The organism is Mesorhizobium sp. NZP2077, assembly GCF_013170805.1.
In the GTDB taxonomy this organism is placed as follows: Bacteria; Pseudomonadota; Alphaproteobacteria; order Rhizobiales; family Rhizobiaceae; genus Mesorhizobium.
On record NZ_CP051293.1, the window covers coordinates 1,948,874 to 1,969,258 of the forward strand.

Annotated in this window: 16 protein-coding genes and 1 tRNA gene; 8 read left to right on the plus strand and 9 right to left on the minus strand. The window is 62.9% G+C overall.

Features of this window, described 5'->3' with window-relative positions; genetic code table 11:
- The first annotated feature begins 75 nt into the window (after positions 1–75).
- The 3 genes from HGP13_RS09615 to HGP13_RS09625 all read left to right on the plus strand — a co-directional run bounded on the left by HGP13_RS09615 (position 76) and on the right by HGP13_RS09625 (position 3,827).
- Complete coding sequence (locus HGP13_RS09615; protein WP_172224468.1) at positions 76–1,230, plus strand: dihydrodipicolinate synthase family protein; 1,155 nt, start codon at positions 76–78, stop codon at positions 1,228–1,230.
- 199 nt (positions 1,231–1,429) lie between these two features.
- Positions 1,430–2,398, plus strand: coding sequence for a GDP-L-fucose synthase (locus HGP13_RS09620; protein WP_172224471.1), 969 nt, complete (start codon positions 1,430–1,432; stop codon positions 2,396–2,398).
- Positions 2,343–3,827: a hypothetical protein gene (locus HGP13_RS09625; protein WP_246707321.1), complete on the plus strand. Its 1,485-nt coding sequence runs from the start codon at positions 2,343–2,345 to the stop codon at positions 3,825–3,827. Before HGP13_RS09620 ends, HGP13_RS09625 begins: the two co-directional genes overlap by 56 nt.
- An 88-nt stretch (positions 3,828–3,915) precedes the next feature.
- On the opposite strand, the gene HGP13_RS09630 is transcribed toward HGP13_RS09625, so the two are convergent.
- Positions 3,916–3,990, minus strand: a tRNA-Val gene (locus HGP13_RS09630).
- A 105-nt stretch (positions 3,991–4,095) separates the two neighbouring features.
- Positions 4,096–4,458: a response regulator gene (locus HGP13_RS09635; protein ID WP_006199474.1), complete on the minus strand. Its 363-nt coding sequence runs from the start codon at positions 4,456–4,458 to the stop codon at positions 4,096–4,098.
- Positions 4,459–4,621: 163 nt separating this feature from the next.
- Here HGP13_RS09635 and HGP13_RS09640 point away from each other — a divergent pair, with 163 nt between their 5' ends.
- Positions 4,622–5,563 (plus strand): N-formylglutamate amidohydrolase, encoded by a 942-nt coding sequence (locus HGP13_RS09640; RefSeq protein WP_172224474.1) that lies wholly within the window; start codon positions 4,622–4,624, stop codon positions 5,561–5,563.
- A 314-nt stretch (positions 5,564–5,877) separates the two neighbouring features.
- Entirely contained in the window at positions 5,878–6,651 is a 774-nt protein-coding gene (gene hisN / locus HGP13_RS09645) for a histidinol-phosphatase (protein ID WP_172224477.1), read from the plus strand.
- Positions 6,652–6,663: 12 nt separating this feature from the next.
- On the opposite strand, the gene HGP13_RS09650 is transcribed toward hisN, so the two are convergent.
- The 4 genes from HGP13_RS09650 to HGP13_RS09665 all read right to left on the minus strand — a co-directional run bounded on the left by HGP13_RS09650 (position 6,664) and on the right by HGP13_RS09665 (position 9,234).
- A complete protein-coding gene (locus tag HGP13_RS09650; protein WP_172234658.1) occupies positions 6,664–7,494 on the minus strand; it encodes an AraC family transcriptional regulator in 831 nt (276 codons plus the stop codon).
- 214 nt (positions 7,495–7,708) lie between these two features.
- Positions 7,709–7,942, minus strand: a complete 234-nt coding sequence (locus tag HGP13_RS09655; protein WP_172224480.1) for a DUF1127 domain-containing protein — start codon at positions 7,940–7,942, stop codon at positions 7,709–7,711.
- Between the two features lie 3 nt (positions 7,943–7,945).
- Positions 7,946–8,101 carry a hypothetical protein gene (locus tag HGP13_RS09660; RefSeq protein ID WP_172224483.1) on the minus strand — a complete coding sequence of 52 codons (156 nt, stop codon included), beginning with the start codon at positions 8,099–8,101 and terminating at the stop codon, positions 7,946–7,948.
- Positions 8,102–8,256: 155 nt separating this feature from the next.
- Positions 8,257–9,234, minus strand: coding sequence for an alpha/beta hydrolase (locus tag HGP13_RS09665; protein WP_172224486.1), 978 nt, complete (start codon positions 9,232–9,234; stop codon positions 8,257–8,259).
- 481 nt (positions 9,235–9,715) lie between these two features.
- On the opposite strand from HGP13_RS09665, the gene HGP13_RS09670 reads away from it, so the two are divergent.
- Positions 9,716–10,183 (plus strand): Hsp20 family protein, encoded by a 468-nt coding sequence (locus HGP13_RS09670; RefSeq protein ID WP_013893124.1) that lies wholly within the window; start codon positions 9,716–9,718, stop codon positions 10,181–10,183.
- Positions 10,184–10,246: 63 nt separating this feature from the next.
- On the opposite strand, the gene HGP13_RS09675 is transcribed toward HGP13_RS09670, so the two are convergent.
- A complete protein-coding gene (locus HGP13_RS09675; protein WP_172224489.1) occupies positions 10,247–11,137 on the minus strand; it encodes an MBL fold metallo-hydrolase in 891 nt (296 codons plus the stop codon).
- Between the two features lie 23 nt (positions 11,138–11,160).
- Positions 11,161–12,210, minus strand: a complete 1,050-nt coding sequence (locus HGP13_RS09680; protein WP_172224492.1) for a low specificity L-threonine aldolase — start codon at positions 12,208–12,210, stop codon at positions 11,161–11,163.
- Positions 12,211–12,703: 493 nt separating this feature from the next.
- Between HGP13_RS09680 and gltB the strand changes: the two genes are divergently transcribed.
- Positions 12,704–17,449, plus strand: a complete 4,746-nt coding sequence (gene gltB / locus HGP13_RS09685; RefSeq protein ID WP_172224495.1) for a glutamate synthase large subunit — start codon at positions 12,704–12,706, stop codon at positions 17,447–17,449.
- A 142-nt stretch (positions 17,450–17,591) separates the two neighbouring features.
- Complete coding sequence (locus HGP13_RS09690) at positions 17,592–19,046, plus strand: glutamate synthase subunit beta (protein WP_172224498.1); 1,455 nt, start codon at positions 17,592–17,594, stop codon at positions 19,044–19,046.
- Positions 19,047–19,076: 30 nt separating this feature from the next.
- Here the strand turns inward: HGP13_RS09690 and HGP13_RS09695 are convergent, their stop codons facing one another.
- The gene (locus HGP13_RS09695) at positions 19,077–20,306 is read right to left on the minus strand and encodes a DUF459 domain-containing protein (RefSeq protein ID WP_172224501.1); all 1,230 of its coding nucleotides are present in this window, start codon (positions 20,304–20,306) and stop codon (positions 19,077–19,079) included.
- Between the last annotated feature and the right edge of the window lie 79 nt (positions 20,307–20,385).

Here is a 20,385-nt window from a genome sequence, read left to right on the forward strand (position 1 = left end):
CAATGCGCTGCAAATCTAAAGGTTCTTGATTTATTGGAACGTTCCATTTAATAGGCGCTGCGAGAGGAGAGATCGATGGACATTGCCTTGCCTTGTGAGGGTGGCCGCAGCACCCGTTACGCGCTTGTCGGACAACCGGTGCAGCCCGAGATCGGCGCTCGGTTTTCGCGCATCGCCTATGCCGCCGCGCATGTCGTTGCCGATCCCCATGAAATGACCGATCCGTGGTCGCGGCCCGTCGTCGACTGGGACAGGACGATGGCGTTCCGCCATCATTTGTGGCGGCTCGGCTTCCGCATCGCCGAAGCGATGGACACGTCGCAGCGCGGCATGGGCTTCGACTGGGCCAATGCGAAGGAATTGATCCGCCGTTCGATCGCCGAGGCGCGAACGGTTCCGGGCGCCGATCTTGCCTCGGGCGCCGGGACCGACCATCTGGCGCCTGCGTCGGCGAGGACACTGCACGATGTGATTGCCGCCTATGAGGAGCAGTTCGCCTTCATCGAGGGGCAGGGCGGCAAGGCGATCATGATGGCCAGCCGCGCACTGGCTGAACTGGCGAAGGGCCCGGACGACTACGCCTCCGTCTATGGCCGCATTCTCAGCCAGGCCTCCGGCAAGGTCATCCTGCATTGGCTGGGCGACATGTTCGACCCGGCCTTGAAGGGCTATTGGGGTAGCACCGATTTCGAGACCGCGCTCGATACGGTGGTCGCCATCATCGAGCGCCACGCAAACAAGGTCGAAGGCATAAAGATATCGTTACTCGATGCCGGCAAGGAAGTCGCGCTCCGCAACCGGCTGCCGGACGGTGTCGTGATGTTCACGGGCGACGACTTCAACTATCCCGAGCTGATCGCCGGAGACGGCAACAGGCATTCGCACGCGCTGCTTGGCATTTTCGACGCCATCGCGCCGGTCGCCAACGCCGCCCTGGCCAGGCTCGCCGCGGGCGATCAGGCCGGCTATGACGCGCTGATAGAGCCGACGGTGCCGCTGTCGCGAAAAATCTTCGAGGCGCCGACCGAATATTACAAGGCCGGCATCGTCTTCATGGCCTGGCTGAACGGCCATCAGGACCACTTTACGATGGTCGGCGGCATGCAGTCGGCGCGCGGCATCCGCCACTATGCCGAGATCTTTCGCCTTGCCGACCAGGCAGGTCTCCTGGCCGATCCCGAGCTTGCCATATCGCGGATGAACAGCCTGTGCGCTGTCGCAGGCGTCTGAGTCGAGCGAATTAGGTCATAACAATCCCCCACGCAGGGGATTTGCGATATCAGTCTGTATTGCGGGAGCGTAGAAAGTGGCCCGCATTACCGGGTAACGGCCAGGATGGATCTGGCGCAGTTGCACTTACAGAGAGCTATGTGGTTCCATGGTGTCGAGCGCCGGTCGTCCGGCCGCCGCTCTTCATACGGGCAGGGTTATGGGCGAAACCTTCGATCTCAGGGGCAAGCGGGTATTCGTGGCCGGGCATCGCGGCATGGTCGGTTCGGCCATCGTGCGCAGGCTGGCTGCCGAGGATTGCGAGATCCTGACGGCGACGCGCGCCGAGCTTGATCTCCTGGATCAGGCTGGTGTGCGGCGCTGGATGGCCGATCGTCGGCCGGATGCCGTGGTGATGGCGGCGGCCAAGGTCGGCGGCATCCTGGCGAATGATCGGTTTCCGGCCGATTTCCTGTATGACAATGTCGTCGTGCAGACCAATCTCATCGAGGGGGCCTTTCGCGCCGAAGTGGGCAAATTCCTGTTCCTCGGTTCGTCCTGCATCTATCCGAAATTCGCGCCGCAGCCGATTTCCGAGGACGCCCTGCTGACTGGTGCGCTCGAACCAACCAATGAATGGTATGCGATCGCCAAGATCGCCGGGCTGAAACTATGCCAGGCCTACCGGCGCCAATACGGCGTCGACTACATCTCTGCGATGCCAACCAATCTTTACGGTCCAGGTGACAATTTCCATCTTGAATCCAGTCACGTCGTACCCGCGTTGATGCGCAAGGCACATGAAGCCAAGCTGGCCGGTCGCAAGACGCTGACAGTGTGGGGAACGGGCACGCCGATGCGTGAGTTCCTGTATGTCGACGATGCGGCCGATGCCCTGATCTGCCTGCTTAAAACCTACAGCAGCGACAGCCATGTCAATGTCGGCTCGGGTCAGGATATCACCATTGCCGAATTGGCCAGAACGGTCGCCTCGATCGTCGGCGGAGACGTGGAGATTGTGTTCGATACGACCAAGCCGGACGGCACACCGCGCAAGCTGCTGGACGTGACGCGGCTGTTTGCCACCGGCTGGCGCCCGCGCTATTCGCTGCGCAAGGGACTGGAACAGACAAATGAATGGTTTCTCCGCCACGTTGAAAAGGGCGATGTCCGGCTCGGAGCCGCGTGACGACAGATCGATGTTGATTGTCGCCAACAGGATCGACGGGCTCGGCGGCCGCCTGTTTGCTATGGCCAACGCCAAGTCCCTTGCCGACCGACTCGGCTACCGGTTTGGCTTCACCTGGAACAGCAGGGATATCACCGACCAGGACTCCCATACCGTCGACGTGGTCGGGAAAATCTTCTCCGGCGACTTCATCGAGAAGCACTGGCTGGGCGAGAAGATCAAGGCTGCCGAGTTCGGCGTTCTTGGCGGCTCCGCTTTCGCGCCGTCGGACCTTGAAGCGGTTGCAAGATCGGGAAAGCTGCGCGGCTGGATCTGCGACGATTTCGGCGTTCTCGATTTCTTCCGCGACGAGGGTGTCCGACCAGCCCCATCCGAAGCGCTGCAGGCCTTCGGCTTCTCGCCGGCCGTGCGGCAGGCGCTGGATGCCGCCGGCAAATGCCGGTTCCCCGGTCCGATGGCCGCCTTGCATCTTCGCAGTGGCGACATTGTCTATGGTCAATATCGCAAAAGGCTGGTTTTCGCCGACAAGGTCATCCCTTCGACCTTGGCCAGGGCTGTCGTGGCGGAACTCTCGTCGAAGGGCATGACGACGCTTCTTGTCGGCCAGGATCGCGCGACGGTCGACTATGTCAGCGGGCAAACCGGAGCGCTGCGAACCGACGATTTCGGCGCCGCGGCCTTCAAGGGGGAGGAGGCCCTCAGCGCATTCTTCGAGATGGCGCTGATGGCAAGGTGCCAGCAGATTTATGCCGGCAACAGCATCTACGCGGTGGTGGCGTCCGTCATGGGCGAGGTCCCATGCCTGGGCATCAGTGCGTTGTTCGACAAGCAGCGCGCGGCGGAACTCATCATGGAGGAATTGCAGGCGCATCAAGCCGATTACCATCCTCTCGAGGCCGCCTTTGGCTACCAATGGGCTTTTCTGTCGCAGGAAGACGAGATCGCTCCGGCGCAAGCGAGGGAATTGCTGGGAAAAGCCGGGGCATTGGATCCGGAAAACGACGTCTACGATCTGAAGATGGCGGCGTCCCATTTCCACGAAGGCAACTATCCAGCCGGCGAGGCCATCCTGAAATCGCTGATGATCGGCCAATCCCGACTGCGCTCTAAAATTCCACTGCGGATGATGGGCGCCCTCGCCGGCCGGGTTGGCGGTGGTCTTACCATGGCCAAAGACCTGGAGGTCTTTTTCGCTGCGGCAAGAGCGGGCCACCCCTATGCCATGGCTTGCGCGGCCTACATCCTGCTCGAAGTGCTGGAAGACAGAAAGTCGGCGGTTGAGATGGCGGCAAGGTTGGTAAAGGTCGAGCCGGGAAATCCGATCTTCAGGAGGGTCAGACGGCGAATTCGCCTGGGGAAGAAGCCGCAATCCGGCCGGCTGGCGAGGGCAAGATGGCGGCTCGGCCGGTTGCGGCCGCCCTGGCTCTGAGTCCTGATCGAGCATATCAGGGGGATCGGCGTCGTGAGGCAGGCCTGCGCTCGGTCAACTAATACAGGGAAATAGAGGTTTGTCTGGATGGTGGGCGTGACAGGGATTGAACCTGTGACCCCTGCAATGTCAATGCAGTGCTCTCCCGCTGAGCTACACGCCCATCCGAAGCCGCGCATACACCATTTTTGGTTCGGCGCGTCAATAGCGAGAAAAAGGAAAGAAGGCGTCGTCTCGCCGCAGCTGCGATGCCTTTGCGGAAGGCGGCTCAGGCCGCCTGCAGCATCTTCTCGACCTCGTTGACGAGGTCGCGCAGGTGGAAGGGCTTCGACAGCACCTTGGCGTCTTTCGGCGCCTTGGAATCCGGGTTCAACGCAACGGCGGCGAAACCGGTGATGAACATGACCTTGAGGTCGGGATCGATCTCGGTGGCGCGACGCGCCAGCTCGATGCCGTCCATCTCCGGCATAACGATGTCGGTCAACAGCAGCGAGAACGGTTCCTCGCGCAGTCGCTCATAGGCGCTGGCGCCATTGTCGAAATCGCTGACCTGGTAGCCGGCGCGTTCCAGCGCCTTGACGAGGAACCGACGCATATCGTCGTCGTCTTCCGCCAGAAGAATGCGTGCCATGATATCCCGTCCGAATCACCCGCCCGAGCCTGCCGCCCGGGCAGCCCGTTAACCATCCTGTATATGAGGAGGTGACGGTAAACATCAAGTGAACGCGGCGAAGCATTATCCGCATTTGGCAAGGCCATGTGCACGGCGAAATGCTGGACATGCGGCCAGCAAGGTGGCACTTTCATACCATGATGCACTGGTGTTTTCGGGTTCGTTCAAATTGAAGACGGCAGCCGAGGATTTTTCGGTCGTTCCACCCTTCGAAATCCGATCGGGCGCCGAGCAGCGCGTACCCTTCCTGTTCAACTCGCCGCATAGCGGCCGCTACTATCCTGAGCGATTCCTCGCCATGGCGAGGCTCGATCGCAACGCCATCCGGCGCTCCGAGGATTGCTACGTCGACGAACTGTTCGGCGGCGCCGTGGCGTTGGGCGCGCCGATGCTGGCGGCGAATTTCCCGCGCGCCTATCTCGACGTGAACCGCGAGCCGTGGGAACTCGACCCGCGCATGTTCGCCGAACCGGTGCCGTCCTTCTGCAACATCCGGTCGGCGCGGGTGGCAGGCGGCCTGGGCACCGTGCCCAAGCTGGTGGGCGAAGGGCTCGACATCTATTCCGGCCGCTTGCCGCTGGCCGAAGCCGTTGCCCGCATCGAGGCCGTCTACAAGCCCTATCACGAAACGCTGAAGCGGCTTTTGACCAGAACCCATGCCCGGTTCGGCTTTGCCGTGCTAATCGATTGCCATTCGATGCCGGCAAGCATCCGTGTCGGCGACAGCGGCGTGCGGCCGGACTTCATCATCGGCGACCGTTTCGGCATTTCGGCCACCGCGGCCCTGACCGAGACCGCGATCGGCCTGCTGACCGCGATGGGCTATACCGTCGCTCACAACAAGCCCTATGCCGGTGGCTTCATCACCGAGCACTATGGCCGCCCGGCGCGCCATCTGCATGCACTGCAGATCGAGGTCAATCGCGGGCTCTACATGAATGAGCGGACCTTCGAGAAGGCTGCCGGCTTCGACGCGCTGGCCGACGATCTGACGCGATTTTCAGCGGATCTGATGGCAATGCCTGACCATCACTTCGTCGATCTGCCGCTGGCCGCGGAGTGAAATAGCCGGCCCGAAGAGCAAGGCGTAAAAAAAGACCGCATCGTTTGCACGATACGGTCGAAGTCTAGGGAGGAAACGCCCAAGGAGGGCATGGACAGGAAAAGCTGTCCGAGGTCGAGGGTATTGTGCGGTGCACAAATGTCAAGCGACCTTCAGGCTTTTTTAATTCAGAGTGATGTGGAAATTGCGTTTCGGTGACATTGATGTGACATTTGGGCAACAGCTGTCGCGACGAATAAATCGATAAACAGGCTTGTTTTGGCGGGAAAGTGTCGGCAGAGCCCGGTGGGCACTCTGCAATGCGGGAGAATCAGTTGGACGTCAGCATCGATTTCATGCGCCGGATCGCGCAAGCGGCAGCGGCCGAGACCTTGCCGCGCTTTCGCGCCCAGGGTGCCGTGGCCAACAAGGAAAAGGGCAGTTTCGACCCGGTCACGGAAGCTGATCGCGAGGCCGAACGCGTCATCCGGGCGCTGATATCGGCCGAGTATCCCGACCATGGCATTCTCGGCGAGGAGCATGGCAGCGAGAACATCTCCAGCCGGCATGTCTGGGTGATCGACCCGATCGACGGCACGCGCGCTTTCATCTCCGGCCTGCCGGTGTGGGGGACGCTGGTCGGGCTGACGGTCGACGGCGACGCCGTCGCCGGCATGATGGCGCAGCCCTTCACCGGCGAATTGTTCTATGCCAACGCCTCGGGCTCGCACTATGAGGGGCCGGGCGGACCGCGCAAGCTTTCGACCCGCAAGACAACAAAGCTCGACGAGGCGACGTTGTTCACCACGACGCCGGCGCTGTACAAGGGCGAGGCGCGCACGCGCTATGACGCGTTCGAGAAACAGGTCCAGCTCGCCCGCTACGGCGCCGATTGCTATGCCTTCGCCATGATCGCCTCGGGAAGCGTCGACATTGTCGCCGATCCCGGTCTGAAGCCCTACGACATCGTGGCGCTGATCCCGATCATCGAGAAGGCCGGTGGCGTCATCACCACCTTCGATGGCGGGCCGGCGGAAAAGGGCGGCGATGTGCTGGCGGCGGCGACGCCGGAGCTTCATGCGGCCGCCATGGCTGCCCTGCGCGGCTGACATTTCCCCACTTCAGCGCGATCTGATCGAGCGCTGGAACTCCGCCGGCGTGCGTCCGTAAATCTGTCTGAACGACGCACTGAAATGGCTGTGGCTGGAAAAGCCGAGGTCCATGCCCAGCGTGGTCAGATTGTCGTAGCGGCCGAGCAGATCGAGTGCGCGCGCCAGCCGCAGGCGCAGATGATAGCGATAGAGCGGCATGGCCTCGACCTGCTGGAACATTTGCGTCAGATAGACCGGCGAAACGCCGACCTCGGCGGCAATCTCGGCCAGCGTCCAGCGCCGCGACAGGTCCGACGCCAGCACGAGCTTGGCGCGGTCGACCAGTTTTTGCCGCCCGGGGCTGGCGCCCGCGACATGCGAGGTGCGCTCGCCGAGCGAGCGCCGCACCAGCGTAAGCGCCAGCGTCTCGGCCTCCAGCGTTTCGGCGACATTGCGGCTCAGGCTGTGGCGCAGCAGTGCCACCAAGGCCTGCGCGCGGGGATCGATGCGCCGGCGCTGGCGACGAAACGCCAAGCGGTCGCCGGCGCGCAACTGCTCCTTAGGCGCCAACTCGCGCAATTGGCCTGCCTCGATGACGAGATCGAGGCAGGCGTCGCCGCCCTCGACGGGGTGGCTGACCTGGTAGGCCTCAGCCTCATTGAAGAACAGCAGCTGATTGGCTTCCGCGACGGCGTCGTTGCGGCCGACATGGCGCACGAAGACGCCGCGATAGGGGAACACCAGATGCGTGGCCGACGTGCATTCCTCGTCGCTCCTGTGCCGGCATTCGCCGCTGCAGACGACCTCCCGCACCTTGACGATGCCGGTATCGAGAAGCGGCAGAACCGTGAATTGCGACATAGCCACTGTGCTCTTCCCCCCGTGCCGGAAAGTTCCGGGCGCAAGGGGCATTCTACGCAATCGGCCTGCCCAGTCCTGTCAGGAGACTTCTCGGCAAGCGCTGCTCAATCCAGAAAAAGCAGTTCACCATTTCATGGAACCGGCGAACTGCTTCTGCATTTGTTTTGACGCAATTCCCGGGGGGAAACCGCTTCACACTTTTCCCGGAGTTGCTTTAGCGCCGCCTGAATTCCGAATAGGCATCGCCGCGCGACAGACCGATGTCCTTGAGCTGTTCATCGGTCATTTCGAGCAAGGCAAGACGGCTTCGGCGTTTCTCCATCTGGCTGGCGAGCCATCTCGCCGCCGCGATGCACTGAGCGCGCAAGGCCGAAAGGATGGTTGTGGTGCGGGCTGGCGCCGGGACCTGGCCGGTCAGGCGTTGTGCCCCTGCGTGATCGGTGCGCATGGCTCAATCCTCACTCACGCCAGCCGCCGACACACCGGCCTCGTTCAGTGCCTGGGCGCATTCCTCGCAACAGACCTCGACGGTCTTGCCGCCGACCTTGACGCGGATCGGGTTGGCATCGAGCTGGCAATCGCAGGCGGCGCAGGTTTTCTCGGTCATGCTCTCATCTCCATGGCGTTCAATTCGACGCATGCAGATGAGCATTCCGGGGCGGGCGCGGGCTGTCAGAATCTTTAGCAGTTTGTGTGCCATGGGCCGCTGCCGGCCGATCATCCTGACAACGGTGTGTCAGCTATGCCGGCCTCCGGTGCCGGTCAGGCCGTCGGGTCGTCGGAGCCGGGAATGAAGGCGTCGAAGGCAGCGAGGAATTGTTCGCGGTAGAGGTCGACTTCCTGCAGGATTTCGTGCTTGGAGCCGTCGATCATCAGCAGTGAACCGAGCCTCAGACTTCTGGCGTAGGCTTCGACCGCCTTGGTCGAGACGACCTGGTCGGCGCCGGCGGCGATGATCAGCAAAGGCACCTGAATCCGGGCCATGAAATCGGGGTCGCTGACGGCTTCCGACGCCTTCGCCGCTGCCCGCAGCCAGCGGATCGTCGGCCCGCCAAGCGCCAGTTGCGGGTACTCTTCATAGATGCGGGTGTTGCGGCGGTAGCGCAGCGGATCCGACGTCACCTTGTTGACCTCGAAAGGTAGCGTCTGTCTCGGCCTTGGCCCCCAGGCGGCATAAAGTCGGCCAAGGCCCAAAAAACAGAAAAACGAACAGACGCGACGGACGGTGCTGATCGAGACCGGCAGGTCGGGCAGGGTCAGGAACGGCGCGATCAGCACCATGCGCCGCACGCGATTCACCATGGACGGCGCGGCAAGCAGCGCGATCACCGCGCCGGCGGAATGGCCGAGGATGTAATACGGCCCGCGGCAATCCGGCAGCACGATCTCCTCGAAAAACTGTTCGAGGTCCGCTGTGTAGTCGCGGAAGCTTTTGACATAGCCGCGCTGGCGATCGCGGATCAGCCGGTCGGAATCGCCCTGGCCGCGCCAGTCGAGCGTGGCGACGCCAAAGCCCCGGGCGGCAAGGTCGCGGATGGTTTCGAAATATTTCTCGATGCACTCGTTGCGACCCGACAGCAGCACCACCGTGCCTCGCATCGGACGCTCCACTGCGCCGAACAGGCCATAGCGGATCCTCTTGCGATCGCGCGTGACGCAGAAGCCGCCGGTGGCGTTTTCCGGTCGCGGATTGCCCTCGGTTTCGTGGAAAAGCGGCGTCTCGTGGAAAAGGTCCGTCATTCGGCGCTTTGTGCTCGGCGTCTTCACGTGCCAGCCTGTCGTGGCTGGCCTCGCCCAAGGTGATAGACGCCAATGCATCAAAAGCAAAGCAAATCCGGCCTATACCGGGACTGCAACGGGGGAAGGCCGGAAGCCGCTCGAAGGCGTGCTTCCGGCCCCTGTCGATCCGGGAGGAAGGGACGTTAACACCCGGTCGGCCTCGTCGCGGTACCTGTGTGACTCTGGTGCCGCCTGTCCTTGATCTTGAGGACACTCTAGCGCTGGCTGTCTGAACGCGCGCCGAAGCGCCGGTTCATCTGCCGTTCATCGAGGGGCAAGCCATTCCGTTTTTGCCGCCGGGCGAAATCTTGAAATGCATTCCGGCGCTCCCCAAATGTGGAATGCGGTCGCCAATGTCGGGGCCGCTGGTCCTCCCGGAACGCCGCTTAAGGGTTTCGCAGCGACCATACGCAAACCATGTTGCTCAACAGGAGAACACCTCATGCGTCACGTTGATTTTTCCCCGCTCTATCGCTCGACTGTCGGCTTCGACCGTCTCTTCACCATGCTGGATTCGCTTGCGCAGCCCGATGGCGCGCAAACCTATCCGCCCTACAACATCGAGCGCACCGGTGAGGATTCCTACCGGATTTCGATGGCGGTCGCCGGCTTCTCGGACGAGGAAATCTCGATCGAAGCCCACCGCAACGTGTTGACAGTGAAGGGTGAGCGCAAGGACGAGGGCACCGGCGAAGGCTCCGAACTGCTCTATCGCGGCATTGCCTCGAGGGCCTTCGAGCGCCGCTTCCAGCTTGCCGATCACGTTGAAGTCGTCGGCGCCGCGCTGAAGAACGGCCTGCTCTTCGTCGACCTCAAGCGCAACATCCCCGAGGAGCTGAAGCCGCGCAAGATCGCGATCACTTCGGCTCCGGCCAAGGCCAAGCAGATCGAGGCCAAGACCGCTGCGTAACGTAGCCCAGGAATAGAAGCGTCTCCTCCCGAGACGAAAGCGGCGCTGAAAGGCGCCGCTTTTTTATTGGCCGGTGGTGATAACGGCTTCGACGTTTTGCCGGTGAACGGCCTCGTATGGCGCGAAATACTTGACCGCACCGGTGGCGAACATGTCGGCGCCAAACGTTCTCAGATCCTGTCTTGCCAGATCGGGTTCGTGCCTACAGGCAAGCAGCTTGCCGACATAGGCCTGAGTCGCTGCAATGAAGCTTGCGTCATAGCCACCCGCCTCGATTGCTTCCAGGGAGCCGTGATTGGGCAGGATCCGGTTTATTTTCCAGCCGGCCATGCGTTCGAGATCGATCAGATGTTCGGCTAGCCGCTCCGGTTCGGCGACATAGGTGATTGGATTCTCCAGCGTGTCGCCCGCCAGCAGCAGGCCGGTGCCGGGCATGAGCAGTACACTGCCGTCATGGCTGTGGATTTCAACCTGGTGAAGCTCGACCGCAATCGACCCAACCATCAGGCTGAGGCTGCCGGCGTAGGTCCTGTTCGGCAGGACGAGCGGCATGATCGGCGGACTGCCACCTTCTATTTCAGCGCGGTTGCTCGCCAGAGCCGCGGCGGTCAGGTGGTTTGCGATGATCTCGCAATCCTGGAACACCTCGTTGCCCGCAATATGGTCGTCATGCCAGTGGCTGAGCACAACCCGGATCGAGGTTACCCCCATGGCTTCAAGCGTTTGCCTGATGAAACGGGCATGGGGCAGTGAAATGTGCGTGTCATAGACAAGCGCCTGCGACCCATCGATGATCGCATAGGTGCATATGCCCAGCGCATAGGCGCCGTCGTCGAGCCAGTTTGGTGCGTCCGACCAGGCACGAGCGCCGTCAATGCGGCCATCGTAGAAGCCAAGGACGTTTGGTGCTGGACGGACCAGCCGCATTGTCGAGCCAAGAGGCGGCTTGGTCATTTGCTTGCTCGCGATCTCGGAACTCAAGCAATCAGCTGGCCAAAGCGGTCGACGTCCTCTGACGTCGTGGCAAAGCTGGTGACGAAGCGGTAGAGCAGTTCGTCCTCGCCGATATGGCCGTCGAAGCCATGCGGTTTGTGCCAGTCGTAAAAGGCAGCGCCCGCCGCCTGCAGCCTCTCGGCCTCGGTCTTCTTGATCACCGCGAACACCTCGTTGGCTTGCGGCAGCCATGCCAGTTTGGCGTGGGCCGAATCCTCGATTGCCGCGGCGAGGCGTGCGGCCATGGCGTTGGCTTGGCGCGCGGTGTCGAGCCATTGGCCGTCCCTGAAATAGGCTTCGAACTGCGCCGCGACGAAGCGCGACTTCGAGAACAGCTGCGCGGAACGCTTGCGCAGGAAGGCCAATTCCTTGGCGCGGTCGAGGTCGAACAGCACGATCGCCTCGGCGCACCAGCAACCATTCTTGGTGCCGCCGAAAGACAGGATGTCGACACCGCGTTTCCAGGTCATTTCGGCCGGCGTCGTGTCGAGCGCGACCAGCGCATTGGCAAAGCGGGCGCCATCCATGTGCAGCGGCACGGAATGCTGCTTGGCAATGGCCGAAATCGCCTCGATCTCATTCAGACCGTAAATGGTGCCGACCTCGGTCGACTGGGTGATCGAAACCGCCATCGGCCGACCCCAGTGGACGATTTCGGGCGCGAAGCGGCCAATGGTCCGCTCCAGATTGTGCGGGTCGATCTTGCCCAGGGCGCCATCGATGGCATGTAGCCGCGAGCCGCCGGAAAAATACTCCGGCGCGCCGCACTCGTCCTCAATGACATGAGATTCGCGGTGGGCGAACGAGATGCCGCCGGGCTTGTTGAAGGTGGTCAGCGACAGCGAGTTGGCGGCGGTGCCGGTCGCCACGAAGAACACCGCGACCTCGCGTTCGAAAATCTCGCTGAACCTGGTGTAGACCGCCTGGTCGAGTGCGCTGTCGCCATAGGCGGTGGCAAAGCCGCCGGCCGCGGCCGACAGGCCGGCAACGATATTGGGATGGGCGCCTGCCCAATTGTCGGAAGCGAAGAACATGCATCTGCCTGTGTTTGGGAAATCGGTGCGGAGTTGACTGGTTTCAGAGGTCAACCGCAAGGGCCAGACGCCGGAAAACCGTTAAAGCCAGTCAAGCCGACAGGGTCGGGATCGGCGACTGAAGCTTACGTTTTCCCTCAACTTCACGACATTTTATGTCGCGGGAAGCTCAAGTTTTTTGTGAATCGGTCTTGTGTGCGTCCGGGAATTCTGCCATAAAAATTTAGGACAGTAGTGCTGTCTTATTTTGTCACACAAAACAGGCTGGATTGGCGTAACATATTGGCCTCTCCGGCTGTTGCTGCGAGCGACAGGTGGACGGCCAGACGCTGGCCTGTACGATACCAGATGCGAACCATGCGGAAAGCCGCCTGGTTCGGCAAGGATTTCGCAAGACGTGCCGCAAGGATCAGGGTGAGCCAAGCGCTTGCCGAGGCAAATTAGCGACCTAAGAATGGCCAGCGCCCGAAGGGCTGGGATGGAGGATGTGACAATGACGGACATGACGCTCTCTGCGACGAACGGCCAGGCCGCTCAGACGAAAGCGGCTGCCGTCAAAAATACGTCGCGAACCGATGCTGGCCGAACCGGCATCGGCCAAACCGGTTTTGCCCAACGAGGCCTCTACGATCCGCGCAACGAGCATGACGCCTGCGGCGTCGGCTTCATCGTCAACATGAAGGGCGTGAAGTCGCATCAGATCGTCAAGGACGGTCTTGCCGTGCTTGAAAACCTGACGCATCGCGGCGCCGTCGGCGCCGACCCGCTGGTCGGCGATGGCGCCGGCGTGCTGGTGCAGCTTCCCGACCAGTTCTTTCGCGAGGAGATGGCAGCCCAAAGCATCGAACTGCCAGCGGCGGGCCAGTACGGCGTCGGACACTGGTTCATGCCGCAGGACGCCGCGCTGCGTGCCCATATCGAGGACATCATCGCCGAATCGGCGCAGTCGGAAGGACTGCCGCTGCTCGGATTCCGCGATGTGCCCGTCGACAATTCATCGCTGTCGAAGGCGCCCGACATCGTCGCCTCCGAGCCGTTCCATCGCCAGGTGTTCATCGGCCGCACGGCGGACATTCCCGATGACGAGGAATATGAGGCCCGGCTCTATCTGCTGCGCAAGGTCATCTCGGGCCGCATCTACGCCGAGAACGACAACAAGGACATCGGCGCCTATTGCGTGTCGCTGTCGGCGCGCACCATCGTCTACAAGGGCATGTTCCTGGCCTATCAGGTTGGCGCCTATTACAAGGACCTCAAGGACCCGCGCTTCGACACCGCGCTGATCCTCGTCCACCAGCGTTTCTCGACCAACACCTTCCCGTCGTGGAAGCTGGCGCATCCCTACCGCATGGTCGCCCACAATGGCGAGATCAACACGGTGCGCGGCAACAACAACTGGATGGCGGCGCGCCAAGCGTCGGTCGATTCCGAACTGTTCGGCAACAACATCTCGAAGCTCTGGCCGATCTCTTATGACGGCCAATCCGACACCGCCTGTTTCGACAATGCGCTCGAGTTCCTGTTCCAGGGCGGCTACAGCCTCAGCCACGCCATGATGATGCTGATCCCGGAAGCCTGGGCCGGCAACAAGCTCATGGGTGCCGATCGCAAGGCTTTCTACGAATACCATGCAGCCCTGATGGAGCCGTGGGACGGGCCGGCGGCGGTCGCCTTCACCGATGGCCGCCAGATCGGCGCCACGCTCGACCGCAACGGCCTGCGCCCGGCACGCTACATCGTCACCGATGACGACCGCGTGATCATGGCCTCGGAGGCCGGCGTGCTGCCGGTGCCGGAGGAGAGGATCGTCAAGAAGTGGCGGCTGCAGCCCGGCCGCATGCTGTTGATCGACCTTGCCAAGGGCCGTATCGTTCCCGACGAGGAGATCAAGTCGGAGATCGCCACCAAGCATCCCTACAAGACCTGGCTCGCCAACACGCAGCTTATCCTGGAAGACCTGAAGCCGGTCGAACCACGCGAATTGCGCAGGGACGTGAGCCTTCTCGATCGCCAGCAGGCGTTCGGCTACACCCAGGAAGACACCAAGCTGTTGATGTCGCCAATGGCGACCACCGGCCAGGAAGCTGTGGGCTCGATGGGCACCGACACGCCGATCTCGGCGATGTCGGACAAGTCGAAGCTGCTCTACACCTATTTCAAGCAGAACTTCGCCCAGGTCACCAATCCGCCGATCGATCCGATACGCGAGGAACTGGTGATGAGCCTGGTGTCCTTCATCGGGCCGCGGCCCAACATCTTCGACCTGGTCGGCAATTCGCGCCGCAAGCGGCTCGAAGTGCGCCAGCCGATCCTGACCAATGGCGACCTGGAGAAGATCCGTTCCATCGGCCACACCGAGGACCGTTTCGACACCAAGACGATCGACATCACCTACGGGTCGAGCGAGGGCGCTGCCGGCATGCAAGGCGCCATCGACAGGCTCTGTGAACGCGCCGAGGCGGCGGTCGCCGGCGGCTACAACATCATCATCCTGTCCGATCGTCAGCTCGGCCCGGACCGCATCGCCATTCCAGCACTGCTGGCGACCGCCGCGGTGCATCATCATTTGATCCGCAAGGGGCTGCGCACCTCGGTCGGCCTGGTCGTCGAATCCGGCGAGCCGCGCGAAGTGCACCACTTCTGCTGCCTTGCCGGCTATGGCGCCGAAGCGATCAATCCGTATCTCGCCTTCGACACGCTCACCGACATGCACAAGCGCGGCGAGCTGCCGGAAGAGGTCGACGCCTACGAGGTCGTGTCGCGCTACATCAAGTCGATAGGCAAGGGCATCCTCAAGGTGATGTCCAAGATGGGCATCTCGACCTACCAGTCCTATTGCGGCGCGCAGATCTTCGACGCCATCGGGCTGAAGACCGATTTCGTGCAGCAATATTTCACCGGCACCGCGACGCTGATCGAAGGCGTCGGGCTGGAAGAGGTCGCCGGCGAGACTGTCAGCCGCCATACGGATGGTTTCGGCAGCGATCCTGTGCTGCGCAACAGCCTGGATGTCGGTGGCGAATATCTGTTCCGCATGCGCGGCGAGGCGCATATGTGGTCGCCCGACGCGGTCGCCACCTTGCAGCACGCCGTGCGCCAGGGTTCGTGGGAAACGTTCAAGGAGTATTCCGCGCAGATCGACAGCGAGACGGCCCGCGCGCAGACCATCCGCGGCCTGTTCAAGATCAAGCTGGCAGAGGAGAGCGGGCGCAAGAAAGTCGCGCTCGACGACGTCATGTCGGCAGCCGACATCGTCAAGCGCTTCTCGACCGGGGCGATGTCGTTCGGTTCCATCTCCAGGGAAGCGCACACGACACTGGCACGCGCCATGAACGCCATCGGCGGCAAGTCGAACACCGGCGAGGGCGGTGAAGAGGCCGACCGTTACCTGCCGCTGCCCGGCGGCGGCAAGAACCCGGAACGCTCGGCGATCAAGCAGGTCGCATCGGGTCGTTTCGGCGTGACGGCCGAATACCTCGTCAATTCCGATGTCATGCAGATCAAGGTCGCGCAGGGCGCCAAGCCCGGCGAAGGCGGCCAGTTGCCTGGCCACAAGGTCGACGCCACCATCGCCAAGGTCCGGCACTCGACGCCGGGCGTCGGCCTGATCTCGCCGCCGCCGCATCACGACATCTATTCGATCGAGGATCTGGCGCAGCTGATCTACGATCTGAAGAACGTCAATCCGGCGGCCGACGTGTCGGTCAAGCTGGTGTCGGAAGTCGGTGTCGGCACGGTCGCGGCCGGTGTCGCCAAGGCGCGCGCCGACCACATCACAATTTCGGGCTATGATGGCGGTACCGGTGCCTCGCCGCTGACCTCGCTCAAGCATGCCGGCAGCCCGTGGGAAATGGGCCTTGCCGAGACGCACCAGACGTTAGTGCTGAACGGCTTGCGTTCGCGCGTCGCGCTGCAGGTCGATGGCGGCTTGCGCACCGGCCGCGACGTCGTCATCGGTGCGCTGCTCGGCGCCGACGAGTTCGGCTTCTCGACCGCGCCTTTGATCGCGGCCGGCTGCATCATGATGCGCAAGTGCCATTTGAACACCTGTCCGGTTGGCGTCGCCACGCAGGACCCGGTTCTGCGCAAGCGCTTCAAGGGTACGCCCGAGCATGTCATCAACTTCTTCTTCTACGTCGCGGAAGAGGTGAGGGCGCTGCTCGCCGAGATGGGCTACACCCATATCGACCAGATCATCGGCGATACCGACCTTCTGGAAAAGCGCGACCTGATCATGCACTGGAAGGCGCGCGGGCTCGATTTCTCGAAGATGTTCTACAAGCCCGATGCGCCGCATGAAGCAGTGCACTGGACCGAGCGGCAGAAGCATCCCATCGACGACGTGCTCGACCGCAAGCTGATCGAGCTGGCGAAGCCCGCTCTGGAGGCCAAGCAACCGGTCAAGATCGAGGTGGACATCCGCAATGTCGACCGTTCGACCGGCGCCATGCTGTCGGGTGAAGTCGCCAAGCGCTTCAAGCATAAGGGCCTGCGCGAGGACACGATCCAGGTGAAACTCACCGGCACCGCCGGCCAGTCCTTCGGCGCCTTCCTGGCACGCGGCATCTCGTTCGAACTCGTCGGCGCCGGCAACGACTATGTCGGCAAGGGCCTGTCGGGCGGGCGCATCATCATCCGGCCGCCGGAGAACTCCAAGATCGTTGCGGCGGAATCGATCATCGTCGGCAACACGGTGCTCTATGGCGCGACCGAGGGCGAAGCCTATTTCGCCGGCGTTGCCGGCGAGCGTTTCGCGGTGCGCAATTCGGGTGTGGCGGCCGTTGTCGAAGGCGTCGGTGACCATGGCTGCGAATACATGACCGGCGGCATCGTCGTGGTCATCGGCAAGACCGGCCGCAACTTCGCCGCAGGCATGTCGGGCGGTGTCGCCTATGTGCTCGACGAGGCCGGCGATTTCGCTGAGCGCTGCAACATGGCGATGGTCGAGCTGGAGCCGGTTCCGGAAGAAGACGATCTGATGGAGAGGCTGCTGCACCATGGCGGCGATCTCGATCACAAGGGCCGCGTTGATGTCTCGGGCGACATGACCAGCCATGACGAGGAAAGGCTCTATCAGCTGATCTCGAACCATGTGCACTATACGGGTTCGGTGCGCGGCCGCGAGATCCTCGATGACTGGACGATTTTTCGGCCAAAATTCCGCAAGATCATGCCGGTCGAATACCGCCGCGCGCTGATCGAGATGGAACGCATGCGCATGGGCGTCGCTGCCGAATAGATTTTCGCAATTGCCGGGGAGCCCAGGTTTCCCGGCTCACCTTCATCGACAGTTTGACCTCGGGTGCAAGCTTGCCATGGCTGCCTCTAGAGGTTAACGGGTGCGGCGAAAACCGCACCATCTGGACAGCAGGAACTGGACCATGGGCAAGGTAACAGGCTTTCTCGAAATCGACCGGCAGGTGCACAAGTACCAGCCGGCCTCCGACCGCATCCGGCACTTCCGTGAGTTCACGCTGCCGATGTCGGACAAGGAGGTCGAGAAACAGGCCGCGCGCTGCATGGATTGCGGCATTCCGTTCTGTCACGGGCCGACCGGCTGCCCGATCCACAACCAGATCCCCGACTGGAACGACCTCGTCTATAACGGGGACTGGGACAACGCGATCCGCAACCTGCATTCGACCAACAATTTCCCGGAATTTACCGGCCGCATCTGCCCCGCGCCTTGCGAGGAAGCCTGCACGCTGAATCTCGAGGACATTCCGGTCGCCATCAAGACGGTCGAGCAGGCGATCGCCGACAAGGCCTATGAGACGGGCCATATCAGGCCCTATCCGCCGGAGAAGAAGACCGGCAAGCGGGTCGCCATCATCGGCTCCGGCCCGGCCGGCATGGCGGCCGCGCAGCAGCTCGGCCGCGCCGGCCATGACGTCCATGTCTATGAGCGCGAGAGCCGCCCGGGCGGGCTGATGCGTTACGGCATTCCCGACTTCAAGATCGAGAAGCACTATATCGACCGCCGCATCGAACAGATGCAGGGCGAGGGCGTGACCTTCCATTGCGGCGTCAATGTCGGTGTCGACAAGCCGGTGACCGAGCTGCTCGCCGAGCATGATGCCGTGCTCTATTGTGGCGGCTCGGAAACGCCGCGTGCCGCCGGCATTCCCGGCGACGATCTCGGCGGCGTGCATGATGCGATGCCCTATCTGGTGCAGCAGAACCGCCGTGTCGGCGGCGAGCCGATCCAGTCGGTGGCTTGGCCGTCGCATCCGATCATCGCCGGCGGACAGCATGTCGTCGTCGTCGGCGGCGGCGATACCGCGTCCGACTGCGTCGGCACCGCCTTCCGTCAGGGTGCGGTGCGCGTCACCCAGCTCGACATCCGCCCGCAGCCGCCCGAAAAGGAAGACAAGCTCGCCGTCTGGCCCTACTGGGCGACCAAGATGCGCACCTCGTCCTCGCAGGCCGAGGGCGCCGAGCGCGAATTCCAGGTGGCGACGCTCGAATTCATCGGCGAAGAGGGCCAGCTGACCGGCGTCAAATGCTGCGAGGTCGACGACAAGCGCAAGCCGATCCCCGGCACCGAATTCGTCATCCGTGCCGATCTCGCCTTCATCGCCATCGGCTTTGCCGGGCCGGCCGTCGTCGGCGTGGCGAAGGAGTTGGAGGGCGAGATGAAGATCACCACCGACAGCCGGCGTTCCCGGAATGTCGAGGCCAATGACCGCGACTATCGCACCAGCGTCGACCGTCTCTATGCGGCGGGCGACGTGCGCCGTGGCCAGTCGCTGGTCGTCTGGGCGATCCGCGAGGGCCGCCAGGCGGCGCGTTCGATCGACGAGGCGCTGATGGGGACGAGCGTCCTCCCGCGCTGAGATCGTACGGCCTCGGAGCGCTCCAGGCTATTAAGGGGTGATCGCCGTCGTCGTGTCGGCAGCAGCGGCCGTCGCCGGCGGTTCGGGCCTCGGCGGCCTGGAGAAATCGTCGGCGCGGCCGGGTGACGCCTCCGACGCCTTGCCCTCGATCACCAGTCTTTCCGCTGGAAGAGCCGGATTGGCCTTTGCCGGCGGGGCGGCGCCGAGCAGTTCGGTGCCGCCGTCGAGCGCCGGGTCGCTGAGCAGCATCGGTGCGGTGCGGTCGATGACAATGGGTGCGGCCGCCGGCGCCGGTGCCTCGACGGGCGCGCCCGCCGGTGCCGTCGCCGGGGCCACGCTGCCGGGAGCAGCCAGGCCCAGGATCTTCATCAGCGGCTTTTCGGTATAGAAAGCGAGCTTGCGCTTGCCGGCCTTGGAGACGTTGATGCCGTCATCGGCGCGCAGCCGCACCGGCTGGCCGTTCATGTCGGGGCCGGTGGTGATGAAAGCGCCGGTCTCGTCGACAAAGCCGTCCCAGACATCGACGAATTCGCCGCCATGGTTTTCGGCGGCCTGGTGATAGATGTCGTTGAAGGCCAGCATATCGGACGTCATCTTCGGCACCCTGAAGGCCGGCATGCCGACCCAAAGGAACGGCACCTTGGCGTCGGCGATGGCCTTGCCGAGTTCGTCGGTGCGGCGTTCATATTCCTTGGTCCAGTTCTCCGATCGGGGCTGCTCGCGCACATCCCCCACCTTCATCTGCTGGCGGTCGTTGGAGCCGAGCATGACAACCACGGCGGCCGGTTTCTCGGTCTCGATCAGCGATTTGATCTGTTCGGGCCAGTTGTAGAAGTCATCGCGCACGAAACCGGATGAGCCATTGGAGCGGACGACGATCCGGACGGCCGGATTATCGGCAAAGGCGGTGTCCAGGCCTTCGGCGAGGCCGGACGCCATGAAGTCGCCGACCACCAGGACAGTCCGAGCGTCCGGCGCCTTCTCAACTATCGGCACTTGTGGTTCGACGGGCGCACGTGGGACCCGGGGTTTGCGTGGCTTCGGCTTTGCCTTCTGGATGTCGAGCGGCGGCTCGATCCGCTCGCTGCGGCGCGGAAACAAAAGGTCGCGCAACGACCATCCACGATTCTGCTGCGGCTGCTCCTGCGCCATGGCCGGTGCGTGGAAGGCACCGGCGGCGCCGATCGCCAGCAGGACGATCGCAAGACAAAGGATCGGCGTGCGACGAACAAGGATCGCGATACGCGCGGCCGAAACCAATCACTCCTCCATCCCCTTGTGCCTGGTCCCGCAAACCGGAGCCGGTTTTGCGGTCGGGCGCAAGTTCAAAGTGCCATGG